Below are 15,657 nucleotides of genomic sequence, written 5' to 3'. Positions count from 1 at the left end.
GACGGCGTCGTCGCGTCCGTAGGGCCGGGGACCGGCGTCCGCCCGCCCGCGCCGGTGCCCTGCCGGCCGGGGAGGCGCTGCCTAGAGTCGGGACATGGCCTCCTGGAGCACCGCCGACATCCCCGCGCAGACCGGCCGCACCGTCGTCGTGACCGGGGGGAACAGCGGCCTGGGGCTGGAGACCGCACGCGCTCTGGCCCTGGCCGGGGCCCGCGTGGTGCTGGCCGTGCGGGACACCACCCGCGGCACCGAGGCGGCGGCCGACCTGCCGGGCGAGGTGGAGGTGCGCCGGCTCGACCTGGCCGACCTGGCGTCGGTGCACGAGTTCGCCGAGGGGTGGACCGGCGACCTCGACGTCCTGGTCAACAACGCCGGGATCATGCACGTGCCGGCCGGGCGCACCGCCGACGGCTTCGAGCTGCAGTTCGGCACCAACCACCTCGGTCACTTCGTGCTGACGGACCTGCTGCTGCCGCACGTGACCGACCGGGTGGTCACCGTGTCCTCGATGCTGCACCGGTCCGGGGAGATCGTGCTCGACGACCTCAACTGGGAGCGCCGGACCTACTCGGCCGCCGGCGCCTACGCCCAGTCGAAGCTGGCCAACCTGCTGTTCACCCTGGAGCTGCAGCGTCGGCTCACCGCGGCCGGCTCCACGGTGCGTGCGCTGGCGGCCCACCCGGGCTGGGCGGCCACCAACCTGCAGGGCCGCACGGGCAACCGGGTGAAGGACGCCGCGATGGCGGTGGCCAACCGGGCCCTGGCCACCAGTGCCCAGCAGGGCGCACTGCCCACGCTGTTCGCCGCCGTCGCCGACCTGCCCGGTGGGGGCTTCGCCGGACCGGACGGCACCACCATGCGCGGCGCGCCGACGCTGGCCGGCCGCAGCCCCGCGGCCTCGGACCCGGTGCTGGCCGGCCGGCTCTGGGCCGCCTCCGCCGAGCTCACCGGCGTGGATCTCCCGACCCAGCCGCCGGCCTGAGCGCCGCCGGCTCCGCAGCCGGCGCCGCCGCGAGGACCAGGGCTGCAGCCACCACGAACGCCGTCCGGCTGCTCGCCGCGTCCGCGATCGCGCCGAGCACCAGCGCCCCGGCAGCCTGGCCCAGGGTGAGCGCGATGAACAGCACCGCCGCGGCCTGCGGCGCCGCGGCGGGGAGCCGGTGACCACCCCAGACGATGAGGACCCCGCTCAGCGCGACGTAGGCGGTGCCGAAGCCGGCCAGTGCGACCGCCACGGCGGCCGGCGAACCGGGCAGGGCGGCGAGCAGCAGGGTGGCCGCCGCCGCGATCCCGGTCGAGCACAGCCAGGCACCGCGCAGACCGATCCGCAGCACCAGGTCGCCGCTGAGCCCACCGATCAGGCCCGCCCCGCCCAGCACGCACCAGAGCAGACCGGTCGTGTCGTCGGGCAGTGCGCCGGCGCCGGTCATCAGGTCCCGCCCGAACGTCCAGACGGCGGAACAACCCGCACCGGCCAGGACGGCGGCGACCAGTGGCCGGACGAGGTCACGCAGCGGCGCGTCCGGGCGGGTCTCCGGGGCGGTGGGCCAGCGGCTGGCCCGGTCGGCCCACGCGGTGAGCAGCAGGGCCGCCACCCCGAACGCCGCCCAGGCCGGGCGCCAGGCGTCGGGCACGGTGAGCACGAGCAGCCCGCCGACGACGACGCCGGCGCCGGTGCCGCTGTTGACCAGGGCCTGCGCTCGCGGTTCGGCGTCCGGCCGCACGGTCGCCGCGACGGCAGCGACCAGTGCCGGGCTGGCCGCCCCCGCGCCGCTGCCCGCGACGAGCGCCCCGACCGCCAGCACCGGGACCGACCAGGCGGCGGCCACCAGCAGCGACCCGAGCGCGGCCGTGCTCCCGGCCAGCCACAGGGCCCACCGCGCGCGCCCCTGCCCGGCCAGCCGCTGGGCGACGAAGGCAGTGAGGCAGTAGGCGACGTAGCTCGCCGCGGCGATGGCGCCGGCGGTGCCCGGGGAGAGCCCGAACGCCGCCCGGAACTGCGGCAGGTAGAGGCCGAAACCGAACCGGGCCAGCCCGTAGGTGACCGCGATGACCGCCAGCCCGGGCACGACCAGCGCGGTCGGGCGAGTGGGCGCTGCTGACTGTAACGATCGTTTCGCCATAACGAGCGTTACAGTAGGCGCATGACCCCGAACTCCGCGACCCGGCCTGCTCGCGACCGGCTGCTCGCCGCGGCCGGGGAGCTGTTCTACGAGTCCGGCATCGCCGCGACCGGGGTCGATGCGGTCCTGGCTCGCGCCCAGGTGGCCCCCGCGACGATGTACGCCCACTTCGCCGGCAAGGACGGGCTGGTGGCGGCCTACCTGGAGCAGCGGTTCGAGGTGTGGCGGCAGACCTGGGACGAGGTGCTCGCCGAGCGCACCGACCCGGTCGACCGACTCCTGTCGCTCTTCGACGCCCTGGTCCGGTACCGGGAGCGGGAGGGCAGCCGCCGCGGCTGCGGGTTCCTCGCGGCGGCCACCGAACTGCCGCCGGACCACCCGGGCCAGCCGTGGCTGCGGGCCGACTCCCGGTTGCTGACCGACCGACTGCGAGAGCTCGCCGTCGCCGCCGGCCTGGCCGACCCGGACGAGGCCACCACCACCCTGCTGCTCTGCTACGACGGCGCGCTGGCCCGCTCGGCCCGGGAGTGGACCACCCCCGAGCTGCACGCCGGCGACCCGGTGCAGCGGGCACGCGACCTGGCCACCGCCTGGCTCGCCCAGCGGGGCCACGCCGCCGGTCACTGAGCCCCGCGGCCGATGGCGACGCCCGGGAGCCCCCCCCGTCCTCGGCCCCACGTGGTGCGGCGGCCCGGGTGCCGTGATGCACTGCCGCCGTGTCCGTCGTCGAGAAGCTCGACCGGCTGCAGCGCCGGCGCCGCGCGGCCGGGTTCCCCATCGCCGTCGTCTACAAGTACGTGGACGACTCCGGCCCGTACCTCTCCGCACTGATCACCTACTACGCCTTCGTCTCACTGTTCCCACTGCTGCTGCTGTTCTCGACGATCCTGAGCAACGTCCTGGTGGACAACCCCGAACTGCAGCAGCGACTGCTCGACTCGGCGGTGAGCCAGTTCCCCGTGGTCGGCGAGCAGCTCGGTGAGCCGCGGGGCCTCAGCGGCGGCGTCCTCGGGGTGATCGTCGGCATCCTGGGCTCGCTCTACGGAGCCCTCGGGGTCGCCCAGGCGATCCAGTACGCGATGAACACCGCCTGGGCGGTGCCGCGCAACAGCCGGCCCAACCCGTTCCTCGCCCGCGGGCTGAGCCTGCTGCTGGTCGCCACCGCCGGGCTCGCCGTGATCGGGACGACCGCCCTGGCCACCGTCACCGCCGGCCACGCCGGCTCGATGGGTGGGGCGCCCCGGGTCCTGACCGTGCTCGGGTCGGTGCTGATCAACGCCGCCGTCTTCGTGTTCGCCTTCCGACTGGCCACCGCCCGCCCCCTGACGATCCGGCAGGTGCTCCCGGGAGCGTTCCTCGCTGCGGTCGTGTGGCAGCTGCTGCAGACCTTCGGGGTCACCTACGTCAGCCGGGTCATGACGACTGCCAGCGCCACCAACGGCGTCTTCGCCCTCGTGCTCGGCCTCCTCGCGTTCCTGTACCTGGCCGCGGTGGTCGGTGTCCTGTGCGTGGAGATCAACGTGGTGCGGGTCAACCGACTCTGGCCCCGGGCGCTGCTCACCCCGTTCACCGACGACGTCGACCTCACCCCCGGCGATCGGCGGAGCTACACCGGCATGGCGAAGGCCCAGCGGACCAAGGGCTTCGAGACGGTGCACGTCACCTTCGACCCACCCGACCGCACGAAGGACTGAACCGGCTCCGACCCGCAGCCGGAAGAACCTCCAGCGGCCACTGAAAGGTTTCTGTGTCGGCGGTGTTTACTCCACTGCACGCCCGAGGTAATCTTTAGTTGCCGCTGGAGGTTCACCGGAGGCGGCGACACCAGAACATCGGACCTGCACGACATCCGGAGGTACGCAGCCATGATGCTGACTTCCTACGACCCCTTCGCCGCGACGTCCGCGGCCTTCCGCGCGCTGGACCAGCTGACCGGCCGATCCGGCACCACCACCGCCCGTCCGCTCGCCGGCATGCCGATGGACGCCTACCGGGTGGGCGACAACTTCGTGGCCCACTTCGACCTGCCCGGCGTCGACCCCGGCTCGATCGACCTGTCCGTCGAGGGCACCACGCTGACCATCAGCGCCGAGCGGTCGGTGCCGCAGATCGAGAACGCGCAGTGGCAGGTCGCCGAGCGCCCGTTCGGCAGCTACACCCGGCAGCTGGTGCTGGGCCGCAGCCTGGACACCGACCGGCTCGAGGCGAGCTACCACGACGGCGTGCTCACCGTGAGCATCCCGGTCGCCGAGAAGGCCAAGGCCCGCAAGATCGCCGTGACCCGGGCGGACACCCCGGCCGCGGTGGAGGCGCACACCATCGAGGGCGAGCAGCCGGCCGTCGACAGCTGATCGACAGCAACCCGGGGAGGGGCGGGACCCACGGTCCCGCCCCTCCCGTCGTCTCCCGGAGGACCGATGAGCACCGACCCGCTGCAGCCCCTGGACGACCCCGACCACCCGGTGCTCACCATGAGCCAGGCGGCGGACCTGCTCGGCGTCCAGGCCGCCTTCCTGCGCAGCCTGGACTCCTCCGGGGTGCTGCACCCGCACCGCTCGCCCGGGGGGCACCGCCGCTACTCCCGGCACCAGCTCCAGCTGGCCGCCCGGGTGCGGGTGCTGCTGGACGACGGCCACCTGCTCGGCTCGGCGCAGGTCATCGTGCAGCTCCAGGACGACCTGGCCGAGGCCGTCGCGGACGCCGAGCACGCCCGCGACGAGCGGGACGCCGCCCGCCAGGAGCTCCGCGGCCAGGCCCGCTGAGCCGGCCGGGTCAGGGCTCCAGCACCAGCTTGCGGTGGGCGAAGGAGGTCTGCCGGGCCCAGACCGCGGCCACGTCGGCCAGCGGCGCCCGCTCCACCTCCACCGCGATCCGCCCGTCCGCGGCGTGGCCGGTCAGCTCGGCCCAGCCCCGGGCGACGACGTCCGGCGGCACGTGCCGGGTGGTGTATCCGAGCAGGTCGACCATCGCCTCCCGGAAGCCGCCCGCGGCCACCTCCACCGCCGGCGCCGCCGAGTGGCCGATCTGCACGTGCCGCATCCCCCGCCGAGCGGCCGCCATGGCCGCCAGCGCCGGCTCACCCCAGACCGGGTCGATGGTCACGTCGACCCCACCGTCGGCCGCCACCCGGATCCGCTCCGCCATCGCGGCGACCGACTCGTCGCCGGCCAGCTCGACGGTGGCGTCGGCGCCCAGGCCGGCCAGCCGCCGCAGCGACTCCCCGTCCCGGGCCACGGCGACCACCCGGCCGGCGCCGAGCACCTTCGCCGCCTGGACGGCGATCGTGCCCAGCACCCCGCTGGCCCCCAGCACCAGCACCGTCTCCCCCGGCTGCAGCCGGGCCCGCCACTGCAACGGCAGCCACGCCGCCAGCCCGGCGATGCCGAGCGCGACCGCGAGCCCGTCGTCGAGCCCCTCGGGCACGTCGAACAGCGCGTCGGCCGGCACCAGGGCGCGCTGCGCCATCGAACCGAAGGGCGCCACACAGCCGTTGAAGTAGACCCGCCGGCCCTCGACCGTGCCCACTCCCTCGCGCCCCGCGACCGAGGGGAACGGTGGCTTGGTCACGAAGGCGCCGGCGGCGATGGCGACGTCGACCGGGTTGACCCCGGCGACCCGGACGTCCACGACCACCTGCCCCGGGCCGGCGACCGGCTCGTCGAACGAGGCGAAGGTGGGGGTGCCGGGCTCGGTGAGCACTGCTGCGTCCATGACCCGACGCTAGGGGAGCAGGCGATCGCGCGCTCTGCGCCTACACCACCGCGGGAAGCAGCAACAGCAACGTGGGCAGGAAGATCAGGGTGACCGCGCTCGCCAGCGCCGCCCAGCGGGCCCGGGCGGGCAGCGGGTCCGCGGGGGCGAGCAGCCGCCGCACCCGGACCGCGACCGGTCCCCCGGTGACCGCGAGCGCCCCGTCGGGCACCTGGCCCCCCGCTCCGCCGGCGGCGGCCACGATCGCGACGGCGAGGGTCCGCCGCGGGTTCGGCCCGGACAGCGACCGCAGGGCCACGTCGTCGGCGCGCATCTCCACCAGGTCGCGGACCCCGTCGTGCGCCCGGTCGGCCGCCGGCAGCACCGGCAGCGCCGCCCGCCAGGCGACGAAGGGCAGCAGCAGCAGGTGGTGGTGCTCGCGCAGGTGCGCCCGCTCGTGCGCGACGACGGCGTCCAGCTGCGCGCCGTCCAGCTCGGCCACCATCCCGGAGGAGAGCACCAGCAGCGGGCGGGCCCCGGGGATGCAGAAGGCCACCGGGGCGGGGTGGTCGAGCAGCAGCGTCTCCTCCGCCGCGGACACCCCCGGCCGGACGAGCAGCTCCAGCAGCGCACGGTGCCGCCGCCGGGTGCGCGCGGTGCGGACGCCGGAGAGCGCGAGCACCCCCAGCAGCTCCACCGCCAGCACCGCGGCGAGGGTCTGGGCGACCCAGTGGTCACCGCGGACCGGCTCGGTGCTGGGCTGCCAGGTCACCCAGTGCCACCACGCCTCGGGCAGCGAGTGCCCCCAGGGTGCGAGCCCGTGCACCAGCAGCGCGCCGATGATCGACAGGCCGCCGGCCAGCCCGATGGCCTGCCAGCAGACCAGCGCCGCGAGCGGATCCCGCCGGGGCCAGTGAGCCCGGGCCAGCGCCGCCGGCACCGGCCAGGCCAGGAGTGCGGCGAGGACGCCGAGGGCCAGAGCGGTGGCCGGGAGCACGCTCAGCGAGCGCCGGCGGCGTCCGAGCCGGCCCCGTCCCCGCCGGCCAGCAGCGCCCGCAGCATCGCGGCGTCCTCGGCGTCGACGCTGCCGACGAACCGGGCGAGCGCCGCCTGCCGGTCCCCCGCCTGGCCGAGCACCTCGTGCATCAGCTCCGCCGCGTGCGCCTCGCGCGTGGCCCGGGGGGTGAAGCGCCGGGGGCGCCGCTCGTCGTGGACCAGGAACCCCTTCTGCTCCAGCCGACTGAGCACCGTGTGCACGGTGGTCAGCGCGAGCCCGCGGTCGGCGAGCTGCTGCTGGAGCTCGGTCGCGCTGACCGGACCGGGCGCCGCCCAGAGCCGGTCCATGAGTGTGCGCTCCAACTCACCGAGTGAGGCCATTGGTCCCTCCCCTGTCCGGCGTCTCACACCCGATGGTCACTGCGGGTCGTGGACGAGAAGTTCTACGAGGCGTAGAAATGAGTTCTACAACAGGTAGAAGACTACGCGCCGATCGTACGAGGCAGGGAGGCACCAAGCCGTGGACGTCCTGGACGTAGCGCGCTGGCAGTTCGGGATCACCACCGTCTACCACTTCATGATGGTCCCGCTGACCATCGGGCTCGGCGTCCTGCTCGTGGTCATGCACACGATGTGGGTGCGCACCGGCAACCCCGAGTGGCTGCGGATGACCCGCTTCTGGGGCCGCATCTACCTGATCAACTTCGTCCTCGGGGTGGCCACCGGGCTGGTCCAGGAGTTCCAGTTCGGCCTGGCCTGGAGCGCCTACAGCCGGTTCGTCGGCGACGTCTTCGGGTCGTTGCTGGCGCTGGAGGCGCTGCTCGCGTTCTTCCTCGAGTCGACCTTCCTCGGCCTGTGGATCTTCGGCTGGGGCCGGATCCCGAAGAAGGTGCACCTCGCCGCGCTCTGGGCGGCGGTGATCGGCTCGATCGTCAGCGCGTACTTCATCATCGCGGCCAACTCCTGGATGCAGCACCCGGTCGGGGTCGTGACCGACGACGCCACCGGCCGACCGGAGCAGGTCGACTTCCTCGCGGTGCTGACCAACAACACCGCGCTCGCCGCGTTCAGCCACGCCATCGTCGGCGCGGTGATGGTCGCCGCCGCACTGCTGGTCGGCATCGGCCTGTGGCACCTACGCAAGCGCCGGCTGGCCGGCCTCTCCCCCGAGGACGTCGACCACGAGGTGTGGCGGCGCTCGGTGCGGATCGGCGGCTGGGCCTCCCTCATCGCCTTCGTGCTCGTCGCGATCACCGGTGACTACCAGGCCAAGCTGATGTACCAGCAGCAGCCGCTGAAGATGTCCTCGGCCGAGGCGCTCTGCGAGACCGAGGCGCCGGCGCCCTTCTCGGTCTTCGCCTTCGGCAAGCTGGGCAGCAACGAGTGCGACGACGTCCACTCCTGGACCGTGCCGGCCCTGCTCTCCTACCTGGCGCACGGCGACTTCGAGACTGCGGTGCCCGGGGTCAACGAGCTGCAGGAGGAGTACGCGGCGGCCTACGGGGCGACCTACCCCGACGACCCGTCCTTCGGCGACAAGGCCGGCGAGCCGATCGACTACACCCCGCTGCTCGCGGTCACCTACTGGAACTTCCGACTGATGATCGGCATGGGGATGGTCTCCGCCGGCGTGGGGGCCTACGCGCTGTGGGCCACCCGCCGGGGCCGGGTGCCGACGTCCCGGATCGGCGTCTACGGCTCCCTGCTCGCGGTCGGTGCGCCGTTCGTCGCCAACGCGTCGGGCTGGATCTTCACCGAGATGGGCCGCCAGCCCTTCGTGGTGTACCCGAACCCCGACGTGCCGCGCGAGGACCAGGTCTACTTCTTCACCGCCCAGGCGGTCTCCCCCGGCATCAGCGCGGCCGAGGTCTGGACGTCGCTGATCGCCCTGACCGTGGTCTACGGCGCCCTGGCCGTGGTGGAGCTGTGGCTGATCGTCAACTTCGTCCGCCGCGGGGTGACCACCAGCGACGGCTCCCCGACCCCCGGCCACACCCCCGACGGCGACCCGGACGCCGACGTCACGCCGGGCAGCGCGAGCACCCGGCGGCCGGACGACGACGACGTCCTGTCCTTCGCGTACTGACCCGGCCCCGAGACCGAGAGAGACCCTGACATGGACCTGCAGACCGTCTGGTTCGTCGCCGTCGCCGTGCTCTGGACCGGCTTCCTGCTGCTGGAGGGCTTCGACTTCGGCGTCGCCGCCCTGCTGCCGGTGATCGGCCGCAAGCCCGCCGACCGGCACCTGATGCTCCGCAGCATCGGCCCGCTCTGGGACGGCAACGAGGTGTGGCTGATCACCGCGGTCGGCGCGGTCTTCGCCGCCTTCCCCGGCTGGTACGCCACCTGGCTGCCGGCGCTGTACCTGCCGTTCGTGCTGGTGCTCTTCGGCCTGATCATCCGGGCCGTCGCCTTCGAGTGGCGGCACTCGCACCACACCGCGCAGTGGGACAGCACCTGGACCAACGTCATCGTCACCGGATCGCTGATCGCCGCGCTCGGGGTGGGCGCGGCCCTGGGCGGCACCACGCTGGGCCTCCCGATCGACGGGGACGGCGTCCGGGTCGGCGGCGCCTTCGCCGGCGTGACCTGGTCGGCGCTGCTGGGCGGCGTCGCCGTGCTGGCCTACTCGATCGTGCACGGCGCCGTCTTCCTGGCGCTGAAGACCGAGGGCCCGGTGCGGCTGGCCGCGCGCGCCTTCGCCCGCCGCTGGTCGCTGGTCGCGGCGGTGCCGCTGCTGGCCTGGGCCGGGCTGGTGCAGCTGCGCGAGGGCACGGCCGTCACCGCGGTGCTGTGGCTGGTCGCCGCGCTGGCGGTGCTGGTCGCCTGGGCGAGCATCCGGCTGGACCGCGAGGGGCCGGCGTTCACCGCCTGGGCGGTGGTCATGCTCGCCTCGGCGGCGACGATCTTCGGCGCCGTCTACCCGGTGGTCGTCGTCTCCTCGATCGACCCCGCCTTCGACGTCACCATCGCCGAGGCCTCGGTCAGCGACTACACGCTGACCGTGATGACCTGGGCGGCCGGCTTCGGGCTCCCGGTCGTGCTGGGCTACCAGGCCTGGACCTACTGGGTCTTCCGCAAGCGGCTGACCGCCGACTCGGAGACCCCGCAGACCGCCACCGAGGAGCAGGTGCACGCATGACCTCGCGTCCCAGGAGGGGCCAAAGTCGCGATTTCGGCCCCTCGGATCGGCGGGGGCCGCTGGGGGCGCTCGCCGGGGTGCCGGGGCTGACCGGGGCGCTGGTGCGGGCCGGGGTCGCCGCGCTCGGGCAGACCGTCGGCGTCGTGCTGCTCGCCGCCGGGCTCGCCCGGGCGGTGGCGGACGTCGCCGACGGCGTCACCCCGGGGACGTCGCTGCTCGTGGCGCTCGTCGGCGTCGGGATCCGGGCCGCCGCCGGCGGGCTCGGCAGCGTGCTGGCCACCCGGGACGCCCGGCGGGCCGAGGACACCCTGCGCCGCCGGCTGCTGGATCGGTTGCTGGCCGGCGAGGGTGAGGCGGTCACCGCCGCCGGCGGCAGCGGGCCGGCCGCGGTGCTGGCCACCACCCGGCTGCACGACCTGGGCCCGGCGCTGGCCACCTACCTGCCGGCGCTCGCCTCGACGATCGTGGTCCCGCCGGTGCTGCTGGTCGTGCTCGGGCTGACCGACTGGCTCTCCGCGCTGCTGGTGGCGCTCACCCTGCCGCTGGTGCCGCTGTTCATGGCGCTGGTCGGGCTGCACACCCGCGACCGGACCGTCGCGGCCGCCCGGGCGCTGGACCGGATCGCCGGCCACGTCGCCGAGCTGGTCCGCGGCCTGCCGGTGCTGGTCGGGCTGGGCCGCGCCGCCGACCAGCTGGCCGCGCTGGCCGACCTGGGCGAGACCCACCGCCGGCGCACGCTGGCCACCCTGCGGATCGCCTTTCTCTCCTCCCTGGTCCTCGAGGTGCTCGCCACCCTGTCGGTCGCGCTGGTCGCGGTGACCGTCGGCGTGCGGCTGGTGCACGGGGACGTCGGCCTGGACGTCGGCCTGCTCGCCCTGCTGCTCGCCCCCGAGGCGTTCGCCCCGCTGCGGGCCCTGGGCGCGGCCCACCACGCCTCCGAGGACGCCGCCGAGGCCGCCGCCGCCGCGCGCGCGGTGCTCGCCGCCCCCGCCCCGCGGCCGGTGCTGAGCGCGACCCCGGCCGGACAGCTGCGCGGGGTCACCGTCGACGGGCTCACCGTCGCCTTCCCCGGCCGTGACCTGCCCGCCGTCGACGGCGCGTCGTTCGAGGTGGCGCCGGGCGAGCTGGTGGCCCTGCGCGGGCCGAGCGGATCGGGCAAGTCGACCGTGCTCGCCGTCCTGGCCGGGCAGCTCCTCGACGGGGAGACCGCACGGGTGGAGGGGGTGGTGCTGCGGCCGGAGGACGTCGCCGTCGTCCCGCAGTTCCCGCACACCGTCGCCGACACCGTCCTCGACGAGCTGCGCCGGCACGCCGGCGAGCTGCCGGAGACGTGGGCCACCGACCTGGCCGACACCGCACTGGCCTGGCTGGACGCCGGGCACCTGCGCGAGCGCGCCTGCCGCACCCTCTCCCCCGGCGAGCTGCAGCGGGTCGCACTGGCCCGGGCGCTGGTCCGGGTGCAGCGAGGCGCCCGGGTCCTGCTGCTCGACGAGCCGACGGCCTCGCTGGACGCGGTGAGCACCGCGCAGGTCGCCGAGCTGCTGGTCCGGCTGCGCGGGTCGCTGTGCACCGTGCTGGTCACCCACTCCCCTGAGCTGGCCGCGCTCGCCGACCGCACCGTCGACCTGGCCGGCCCCGCCGCCCTGCCGCCGCTCACCAGCGTCCCGGCGCCGGAGCGCACCGAGGTCGGCCCCGCCGCCGGCGCGCCGCTCGCAGCCGCCGGCGCGCCGCTCGCAGCCGCCGCCGAGCCCGCCGCCGCTCCCGAGGCGGACCGTGGCTCGGCAGGTCTGAGCTGGCCGCGGCGGGCGGTGCTGAAGGCGGTCGCTGCCGGCGCCGCCTCCAGCGCATCGGCCATCGCGCTCACCGCGGTCTCGGGCTGGCTGATCGTCCGGGCCGCCGAGCAGCCCCCGATCCTCACCCTGCTGGTGGCCACGGCTGGGGTGCGGGGATTCGGGCTGGCCCGGGCTGCGTTCCGCTGGCTGGAGCGACTGGCCGGCCACGACGCCGCCTTCCGGCTGGCGTCGAGCACCCGGCTGCAGGTGTGGCGCGCGCTGGTCGCGCAGGGCCCGGCCGCCGACCGCACCCCCGGCCGGGCCCTGGCCCGGGTCGTCGGGGACGTCGGCCTGCTGCAGGACCTCTCCGTCCGGGTGGTCGCCCCGCCGGTGGTCTCCGGGATCGTGCTCGCCGGCACGACGGCGGTGCTGGCGCTGCTCGACCCACGGGCCGGTGCGCTGGTGGCCGCACTCGTCGCCGTCGCGGTGCTGGGCGTGCTCGGCGTGCACCGCTGGGCCGACCGGGGCGGCGCCCGGCACGCCGCCGAGCTGCGCACGGTCACCCTGCGGGAGACCAGCGCGACGCTCGAGGCCGCCGGTGACCTGCGCGCGCACGGGCTCACCGGCGCGGCCGTCGACCGGCTCGACGCGCTGGGCCGCCGGCAGGGTCGCGCGGCCCAGGCCGGTGCCACGGCCACCGCGCTGGGCGATGCGCTGGCGGTGCTGGCCACCGGAGCCGCCGCCGTCGGCGCGCTGGCCGTCGCGGCGATCAGCGTCCGTGCGGGTGGGCTGTCCGCACCCACCGCGGCGGTCCTCGCGCTCGCGCCCCTGGCGCTGCTCGAGCCGCTGACCGCACTGGGGGCCGCGCAGCGCCACCGGCTGGCCTGGCGGGATGCACGGGCCCGGATCGACGCCGTGCTGGCCGAGCCCGTGGCCGCCGACCCGGCCCCGGCCGACCGGGTGAGCCCGCCGCGGCCGGTGCGCGAGCTGGCGCTGGAGCACCTCACCGCCGGCTGGCCCGGACGCCCGCCGGTGCTGCGCGACCTGGACGCCGTCGCCACCGCCGGGTCCGACTGGCTGGTGGTCACCGGCCCGTCGGGCTCGGGCAAGTCGACGCTGCTGTCGGTGCTGATGGCCTCGCTGCGCCCCGCGGCCGGCGCCTACGTCCTCGGTGACGGGCGCCGCCCGGTGCCGGCCGACCGGCTGACCCGGGCCGACGTGCAGAGCGCGGTCGCCTGGTGCCCGCAGGACGCGCACGTCTTCGACGCGACGCTGCGGGCCAACCTCGCGCTGGCCCGCCCCCGCGGTGAGCTCACCGGTGACGACGGCGAGGCGGCGATGCGCCGCGCCCTGACCGACGCCGGGCTCGGCGCGCTGATGGCCGGCCTCCCGGACGGGCTGGACACCCCGGTGGGCGCAGGCGGTGCCTCGCTGTCCGGTGGCGAGCGGCGGCGGCTGGCGGTGGCCCGGGCGCTGCTGGCCGACCGCGACGTCGTGCTGCTGGACGAACCGACCGCCCACCTGGACCCGCCGACGGCCGCCGCCCTGGTGGCCGACCTGCGCCGGGCCCTGGCCGGCCGGCTCGTCGTCTGCGTGACGCACGACCCGGCGCTGGCCGAGGAGCGCGACAGCGTGCTGCGGCTGGACGGAGCGCCCGCCGAGCACAGCCCGGCCACGGCGCGCCGCTGACCGGTTTGCTGCGGCCACCGCCGCGGCACGTCCAGGGCATGACCCTGGCCGAGCGCTTCGCCGCTGCGGTCGTCGAGGAGGCGACCGCGGTGGCGGACGACGACGGGCACCTGCTCCCCGACCGGCTGGCCCGGGCCGTCGTCCGGGTGCTGACCGTGGACGGCGCCGGCCTCAGCGTGCTGACCGGTACCCGCGGCCGCTGCCCGCTGGGTGCGAGCTCTCCGGAGGCCGGCCGGGCCGAGCGGCTGCAGTTCACCGTGGGCACCGGCCCCTGCCTGCTGGCCCACGCCTCGGGTGAACCGGTGCTCGCCGGCGAGGAGGAGCTCCGCCGGCGGTGGCCCGCGTTCGCCGACGCGCTGGTGGCCACCACCCCCTACCGCGGCGTCGTCTCCCTGCCCGTCCCGGGGGCGCTGACCGGTGCCGGGGCACTGGACCTCTTCCTCACCGACCCCGACGACGTCCGGCGGCTGGACGTGGCCGTCGCCCTCGCCGTGGGTCAGCTCGTGTCGGACGCGCTCAGCGATGCCCTGGTCCGGTCGCCCCGGTCGGACGGCCAGGGACCCGGCTGGCTGCGCAGCCCGGCCGCGGTGCGCCGGGCCGTCGTCTGGCGGGCGGTCGGGTCGCTCAGCCTGTCGCTGGACGCCGCCGCCGACGCCGCGTTGGACGTCCTGCGGGCGCACGCCTGGGCCATGGGGCGCTCGGTCGACTCCGTGGCAGCGGACCTGGTGAGCGGCCGGCTGGTGACCGCCGACGTCCTCGGGCGGCCCGGCGGGCCCTGACCGGGCCCGGGGATGAGGCACGCTGGGCACATGGCGCAGAACCCGACGGTCGAGGAGTTCCTCGCCACCCTGGACCACCCACGCGCCGACGACGTCCGCCGGCTGCGCGCGGCGATCATGGCCTCGGACGCCGAGCTCACCGAGCACGTGAAGTGGCGGGCGCCGAGCTTCTGCGCCCGGGGGGTCGACCGGGTGACCTTCCGGCTCTTCCCGGAGGACCACCTGCAGCTGGTCTTCCACCGCGGCGCGAAGCCGCAGGAGACCGCGGGCTTCGCGTTCGGTGACGACACCGGGCTGCTGCGCTGGGCCGACACCGACCGCGCCGTGCTGACGCTGGGCGACTCCGCCGACGTGGCCGCCAGGCAGAGCGCGATCGTGGCGCTCGTGGAGCGCTGGGTCCGGGCCTGAGCCGCCGTCAGTCGCAGGGCGGCCCCTCCGGGACGTCGACCTGGATCTCCGGGCCCAGCTCCGCGTCGACCAGCGGCAGGTCGTCGCCGGACCAGAAGCTGCCCGGGTCGTAGGCGTTGAGCGGCCGATTCTTCGGCAGCAGGCCCATCGCCGTGTAGGTGGTGGCGACCAGCTCGGCGCAGAACACCGTGTCGTTCGTCTGGTGCCGGCGCAGCTTGCCGTTCACCCAGCCGTGGGCCAGGTGCCGGGTGGTGGGGAACGGCTTGCCGTCGAGCCGCGCGATGGTGCGCAGCACGGCGTCCTCCATCTCCCGCGGCACCCCGCCGTCGTCGGCCGGGCCGACCAGCTGGCGCAGCCACGCCTGCTGGCCGTAGCGCTTCTTCCAGACGCAGACCGCGTCGGACAGGTCGTGCAGCTGGACCCCGCGCTGGTGGCGGCCCGACCACACGTCGGCCAGGGAGTGCCCCAGCTCGGCGTGCCAGAGCAACGGCGGCAGGTCGTCGAGGACGACGGCCATGCCGACGTGGTTGACCGGGGCGTTGGTGACCGTCCGGATGGCCCGGTCGGCCAGCGAACTGCCCCGGAAGACCCAGACGTCGCCGGTCCGGGTGAGGTCGACGGCGTCGTGCAGCGGCAGGACGCGAGCGGACGAGGTGCGGGACACAGCGCGGGAGTGAGCCACACCACTACCGTATCGGCTCATGCGCCTCTCGAAGCTGCTCGGAGTCGCCGGGATCGTCGGCGTTGCCGCGACCGGCACCGTCCTGCTCCGCCACGAACGCCACCGCCGGGCCTACACACCGGAGGAGGTGCGCGCCCGGCTGCAGGGCCGGGTGGCCGACGTCGCGATCGCCGACGCCGACCCGGACCTGGCCCCCGACTGGCCGGCCGAGGTCGAACGGCCGCAGCGCCACCCGATGGAGGCGCTGCTGTCCTCGGTGATGAAGATCGGCCCCCTGCGCCGCATCTGAGCAAGGAATTCCTCCCCCACCCTCGCGAGCTCGGGGTGGGCTCCTGGAGAGGGCGGCCGGCCTGCGGCAACCGCACCCACGACGCTT

The 15,657-nt window shown here is 75.6% G+C and carries 16 protein-coding genes; 11 read left to right on the top strand and 5 right to left on the bottom strand.

Annotation, left to right across the window (positions count from 1 at the left end; genetic code table 11):
- Positions 1 to 94: 94 nt before the first annotated feature.
- Complete coding sequence (locus O2W18_RS07800; protein ID WP_269186980.1) at positions 95 to 982, top strand: oxidoreductase; 888 nt, start codon at positions 95 to 97, stop codon at positions 980 to 982.
- Here O2W18_RS07800 and O2W18_RS07795 read toward each other — a convergent pair.
- Entirely contained in the window at positions 945 to 2,069 is a 1,125-nt protein-coding gene (locus O2W18_RS07795) for an MFS transporter (RefSeq protein ID WP_269186979.1), read from the bottom strand. The two genes, O2W18_RS07800 and O2W18_RS07795, sit on opposite strands and share 38 nt — an antisense overlap.
- A gap of 75 nt (positions 2,070 to 2,144) precedes the next feature.
- On the opposite strand from O2W18_RS07795, the gene O2W18_RS07790 reads away from it, so the two are divergent.
- The 4 genes from O2W18_RS07790 (at position 2,145) to O2W18_RS07775 (ending at position 4,885) form a co-directional block, all read left to right on the top strand.
- On the top strand, positions 2,145 to 2,750 hold the full coding sequence (locus O2W18_RS07790) for a TetR/AcrR family transcriptional regulator (protein WP_269186978.1): 606 nt from the start codon (positions 2,145 to 2,147) through the stop codon (positions 2,748 to 2,750).
- An 89-nt stretch (positions 2,751 to 2,839) separates the two neighbouring features.
- Positions 2,840 to 3,817 carry a YihY/virulence factor BrkB family protein gene (locus O2W18_RS07785; protein ID WP_269186977.1) on the top strand — a complete coding sequence of 326 codons (978 nt, stop codon included), beginning with the start codon at positions 2,840 to 2,842 and terminating at the stop codon, positions 3,815 to 3,817.
- A gap of 171 nt (positions 3,818 to 3,988) precedes the next feature.
- Positions 3,989 to 4,474, top strand: coding sequence for an Hsp20/alpha crystallin family protein (locus tag O2W18_RS07780; protein ID WP_269186976.1), 486 nt, complete (start codon positions 3,989 to 3,991; stop codon positions 4,472 to 4,474).
- A 66-nt stretch (positions 4,475 to 4,540) separates the two neighbouring features.
- Positions 4,541 to 4,885 carry a helix-turn-helix domain-containing protein gene (locus O2W18_RS07775; RefSeq protein WP_269186975.1) on the top strand — a complete coding sequence of 115 codons (345 nt, stop codon included), beginning with the start codon at positions 4,541 to 4,543 and terminating at the stop codon, positions 4,883 to 4,885.
- Positions 4,886 to 4,895: 10 nt separating this feature from the next.
- Here O2W18_RS07775 and O2W18_RS07770 read toward each other — a convergent pair whose 3' ends face one another.
- From O2W18_RS07770 to O2W18_RS07760, 3 genes are read right to left on the bottom strand one after another with little or no spacing between them, the layout of a single operon-like run.
- On the bottom strand, positions 4,896 to 5,834 hold the full coding sequence (locus tag O2W18_RS07770; RefSeq protein WP_269173378.1) for a quinone oxidoreductase family protein: 939 nt from the start codon (positions 5,832 to 5,834) through the stop codon (positions 4,896 to 4,898).
- 40 nt (positions 5,835 to 5,874) lie between these two features.
- Positions 5,875 to 6,810: a M56 family metallopeptidase gene (locus tag O2W18_RS07765; protein WP_269186974.1), complete on the bottom strand. Its 936-nt coding sequence runs from the start codon at positions 6,808 to 6,810 to the stop codon at positions 5,875 to 5,877.
- 2 nt (positions 6,811 to 6,812) lie between these two features.
- The gene (locus O2W18_RS07760) at positions 6,813 to 7,190 is read right to left on the bottom strand and encodes a BlaI/MecI/CopY family transcriptional regulator (protein WP_036337048.1); all 378 of its coding nucleotides are present in this window, start codon (positions 7,188 to 7,190) and stop codon (positions 6,813 to 6,815) included.
- Between the two features lie 139 nt (positions 7,191 to 7,329).
- Between O2W18_RS07760 and O2W18_RS07755 the strand changes: the two genes are divergently transcribed.
- Genes O2W18_RS07755 through O2W18_RS07735 form a run of 5 tightly spaced genes read left to right on the top strand, consistent with a single transcriptional unit; the run spans position 7,330 to position 14,599 of the window.
- Complete coding sequence (locus O2W18_RS07755) at positions 7,330 to 8,895, top strand: cytochrome ubiquinol oxidase subunit I (protein WP_269186973.1); 1,566 nt, start codon at positions 7,330 to 7,332, stop codon at positions 8,893 to 8,895.
- A 30-nt stretch (positions 8,896 to 8,925) separates the two neighbouring features.
- The gene (cydB, locus tag O2W18_RS07750) at positions 8,926 to 9,951 is read left to right on the top strand and encodes a cytochrome d ubiquinol oxidase subunit II (RefSeq protein ID WP_269186972.1); all 1,026 of its coding nucleotides are present in this window, start codon (positions 8,926 to 8,928) and stop codon (positions 9,949 to 9,951) included.
- Positions 9,948 to 13,412: a thiol reductant ABC exporter subunit CydC gene (gene cydC / locus O2W18_RS07745; protein WP_269186971.1), complete on the top strand. Its 3,465-nt coding sequence runs from the start codon at positions 9,948 to 9,950 to the stop codon at positions 13,410 to 13,412. Before cydB ends, cydC begins: the two co-directional genes overlap by 4 nt.
- Positions 13,413 to 13,450: 38 nt before the next feature.
- On the top strand, positions 13,451 to 14,191 hold the full coding sequence (locus tag O2W18_RS07740; protein WP_269186970.1) for a GAF domain-containing protein: 741 nt from the start codon (positions 13,451 to 13,453) through the stop codon (positions 14,189 to 14,191).
- 30 nt (positions 14,192 to 14,221) lie between these two features.
- A complete protein-coding gene (locus O2W18_RS07735) occupies positions 14,222 to 14,599 on the top strand; it encodes a DUF1801 domain-containing protein (protein WP_269186969.1) in 378 nt (125 codons plus the stop codon).
- A gap of 7 nt (positions 14,600 to 14,606) precedes the next feature.
- Here O2W18_RS07735 and O2W18_RS07730 read toward each other — a convergent pair whose 3' ends face one another.
- Positions 14,607 to 15,281 carry a hypothetical protein gene (locus tag O2W18_RS07730; RefSeq protein ID WP_269186968.1) on the bottom strand — a complete coding sequence of 225 codons (675 nt, stop codon included), beginning with the start codon at positions 15,279 to 15,281 and terminating at the stop codon, positions 14,607 to 14,609.
- A gap of 19 nt (positions 15,282 to 15,300) precedes the next feature.
- On the opposite strand from O2W18_RS07730, the gene O2W18_RS07725 reads away from it, so the two are divergent.
- Positions 15,301 to 15,570, top strand: a complete 270-nt coding sequence (locus O2W18_RS07725; protein WP_269185107.1) for a hypothetical protein — start codon at positions 15,301 to 15,303, stop codon at positions 15,568 to 15,570.
- Positions 15,571 to 15,657 lie beyond the last annotated feature (87 nt).

The organism is Modestobacter sp. VKM Ac-2983, from assembly GCF_026967885.1.
Classification (GTDB): domain Bacteria; phylum Actinomycetota; class Actinomycetes; order Mycobacteriales; family Geodermatophilaceae; genus Modestobacter.
Note: the sequence above shows the minus strand (reverse complement) of the source record. Positions and strands in the feature narration are given on the sequence as shown.

Excerpts from the sequence above, each read along its gene's own strand:
- O2W18_RS07800 (WP_269186980.1), top strand. The coding sequence starts at position 95 with ATGGCCTCCTGGAGCACCGCCGACATCCCCGCGCAGACCGGCCGCACC.
- O2W18_RS07790 (WP_269186978.1), top strand. The coding sequence starts at position 2,145 with ATGACCCCGAACTCCGCGACCCGGCCTGCTCGCGACCGGCTGCTCGCC.
- O2W18_RS07780 (WP_269186976.1), top strand. The coding sequence starts at position 3,989 with ATGATGCTGACTTCCTACGACCCCTTCGCCGCGACGTCCGCGGCCTTC.
- O2W18_RS07775 (WP_269186975.1), top strand. The coding sequence starts at position 4,541 with ATGAGCACCGACCCGCTGCAGCCCCTGGACGACCCCGACCACCCGGTG.
- O2W18_RS07770 (WP_269173378.1), bottom strand. The coding sequence starts at position 5,834 with ATGGACGCAGCAGTGCTCACCGAGCCCGGCACCCCCACCTTCGCCTCG.
- O2W18_RS07760 (WP_036337048.1), bottom strand. The coding sequence starts at position 7,190 with ATGGCCTCACTCGGTGAGTTGGAGCGCACACTCATGGACCGGCTCTGG.
- cydB (WP_269186972.1), top strand. The coding sequence starts at position 8,926 with ATGGACCTGCAGACCGTCTGGTTCGTCGCCGTCGCCGTGCTCTGGACC.
- cydC (WP_269186971.1), top strand. The coding sequence starts at position 9,948 with ATGACCTCGCGTCCCAGGAGGGGCCAAAGTCGCGATTTCGGCCCCTCG.
- O2W18_RS07740 (WP_269186970.1), top strand. The coding sequence starts at position 13,451 with ATGACCCTGGCCGAGCGCTTCGCCGCTGCGGTCGTCGAGGAGGCGACC.
- O2W18_RS07735 (WP_269186969.1), top strand. The coding sequence starts at position 14,222 with ATGGCGCAGAACCCGACGGTCGAGGAGTTCCTCGCCACCCTGGACCAC.
- O2W18_RS07725 (WP_269185107.1), top strand. The coding sequence starts at position 15,301 with ATGCGCCTCTCGAAGCTGCTCGGAGTCGCCGGGATCGTCGGCGTTGCC.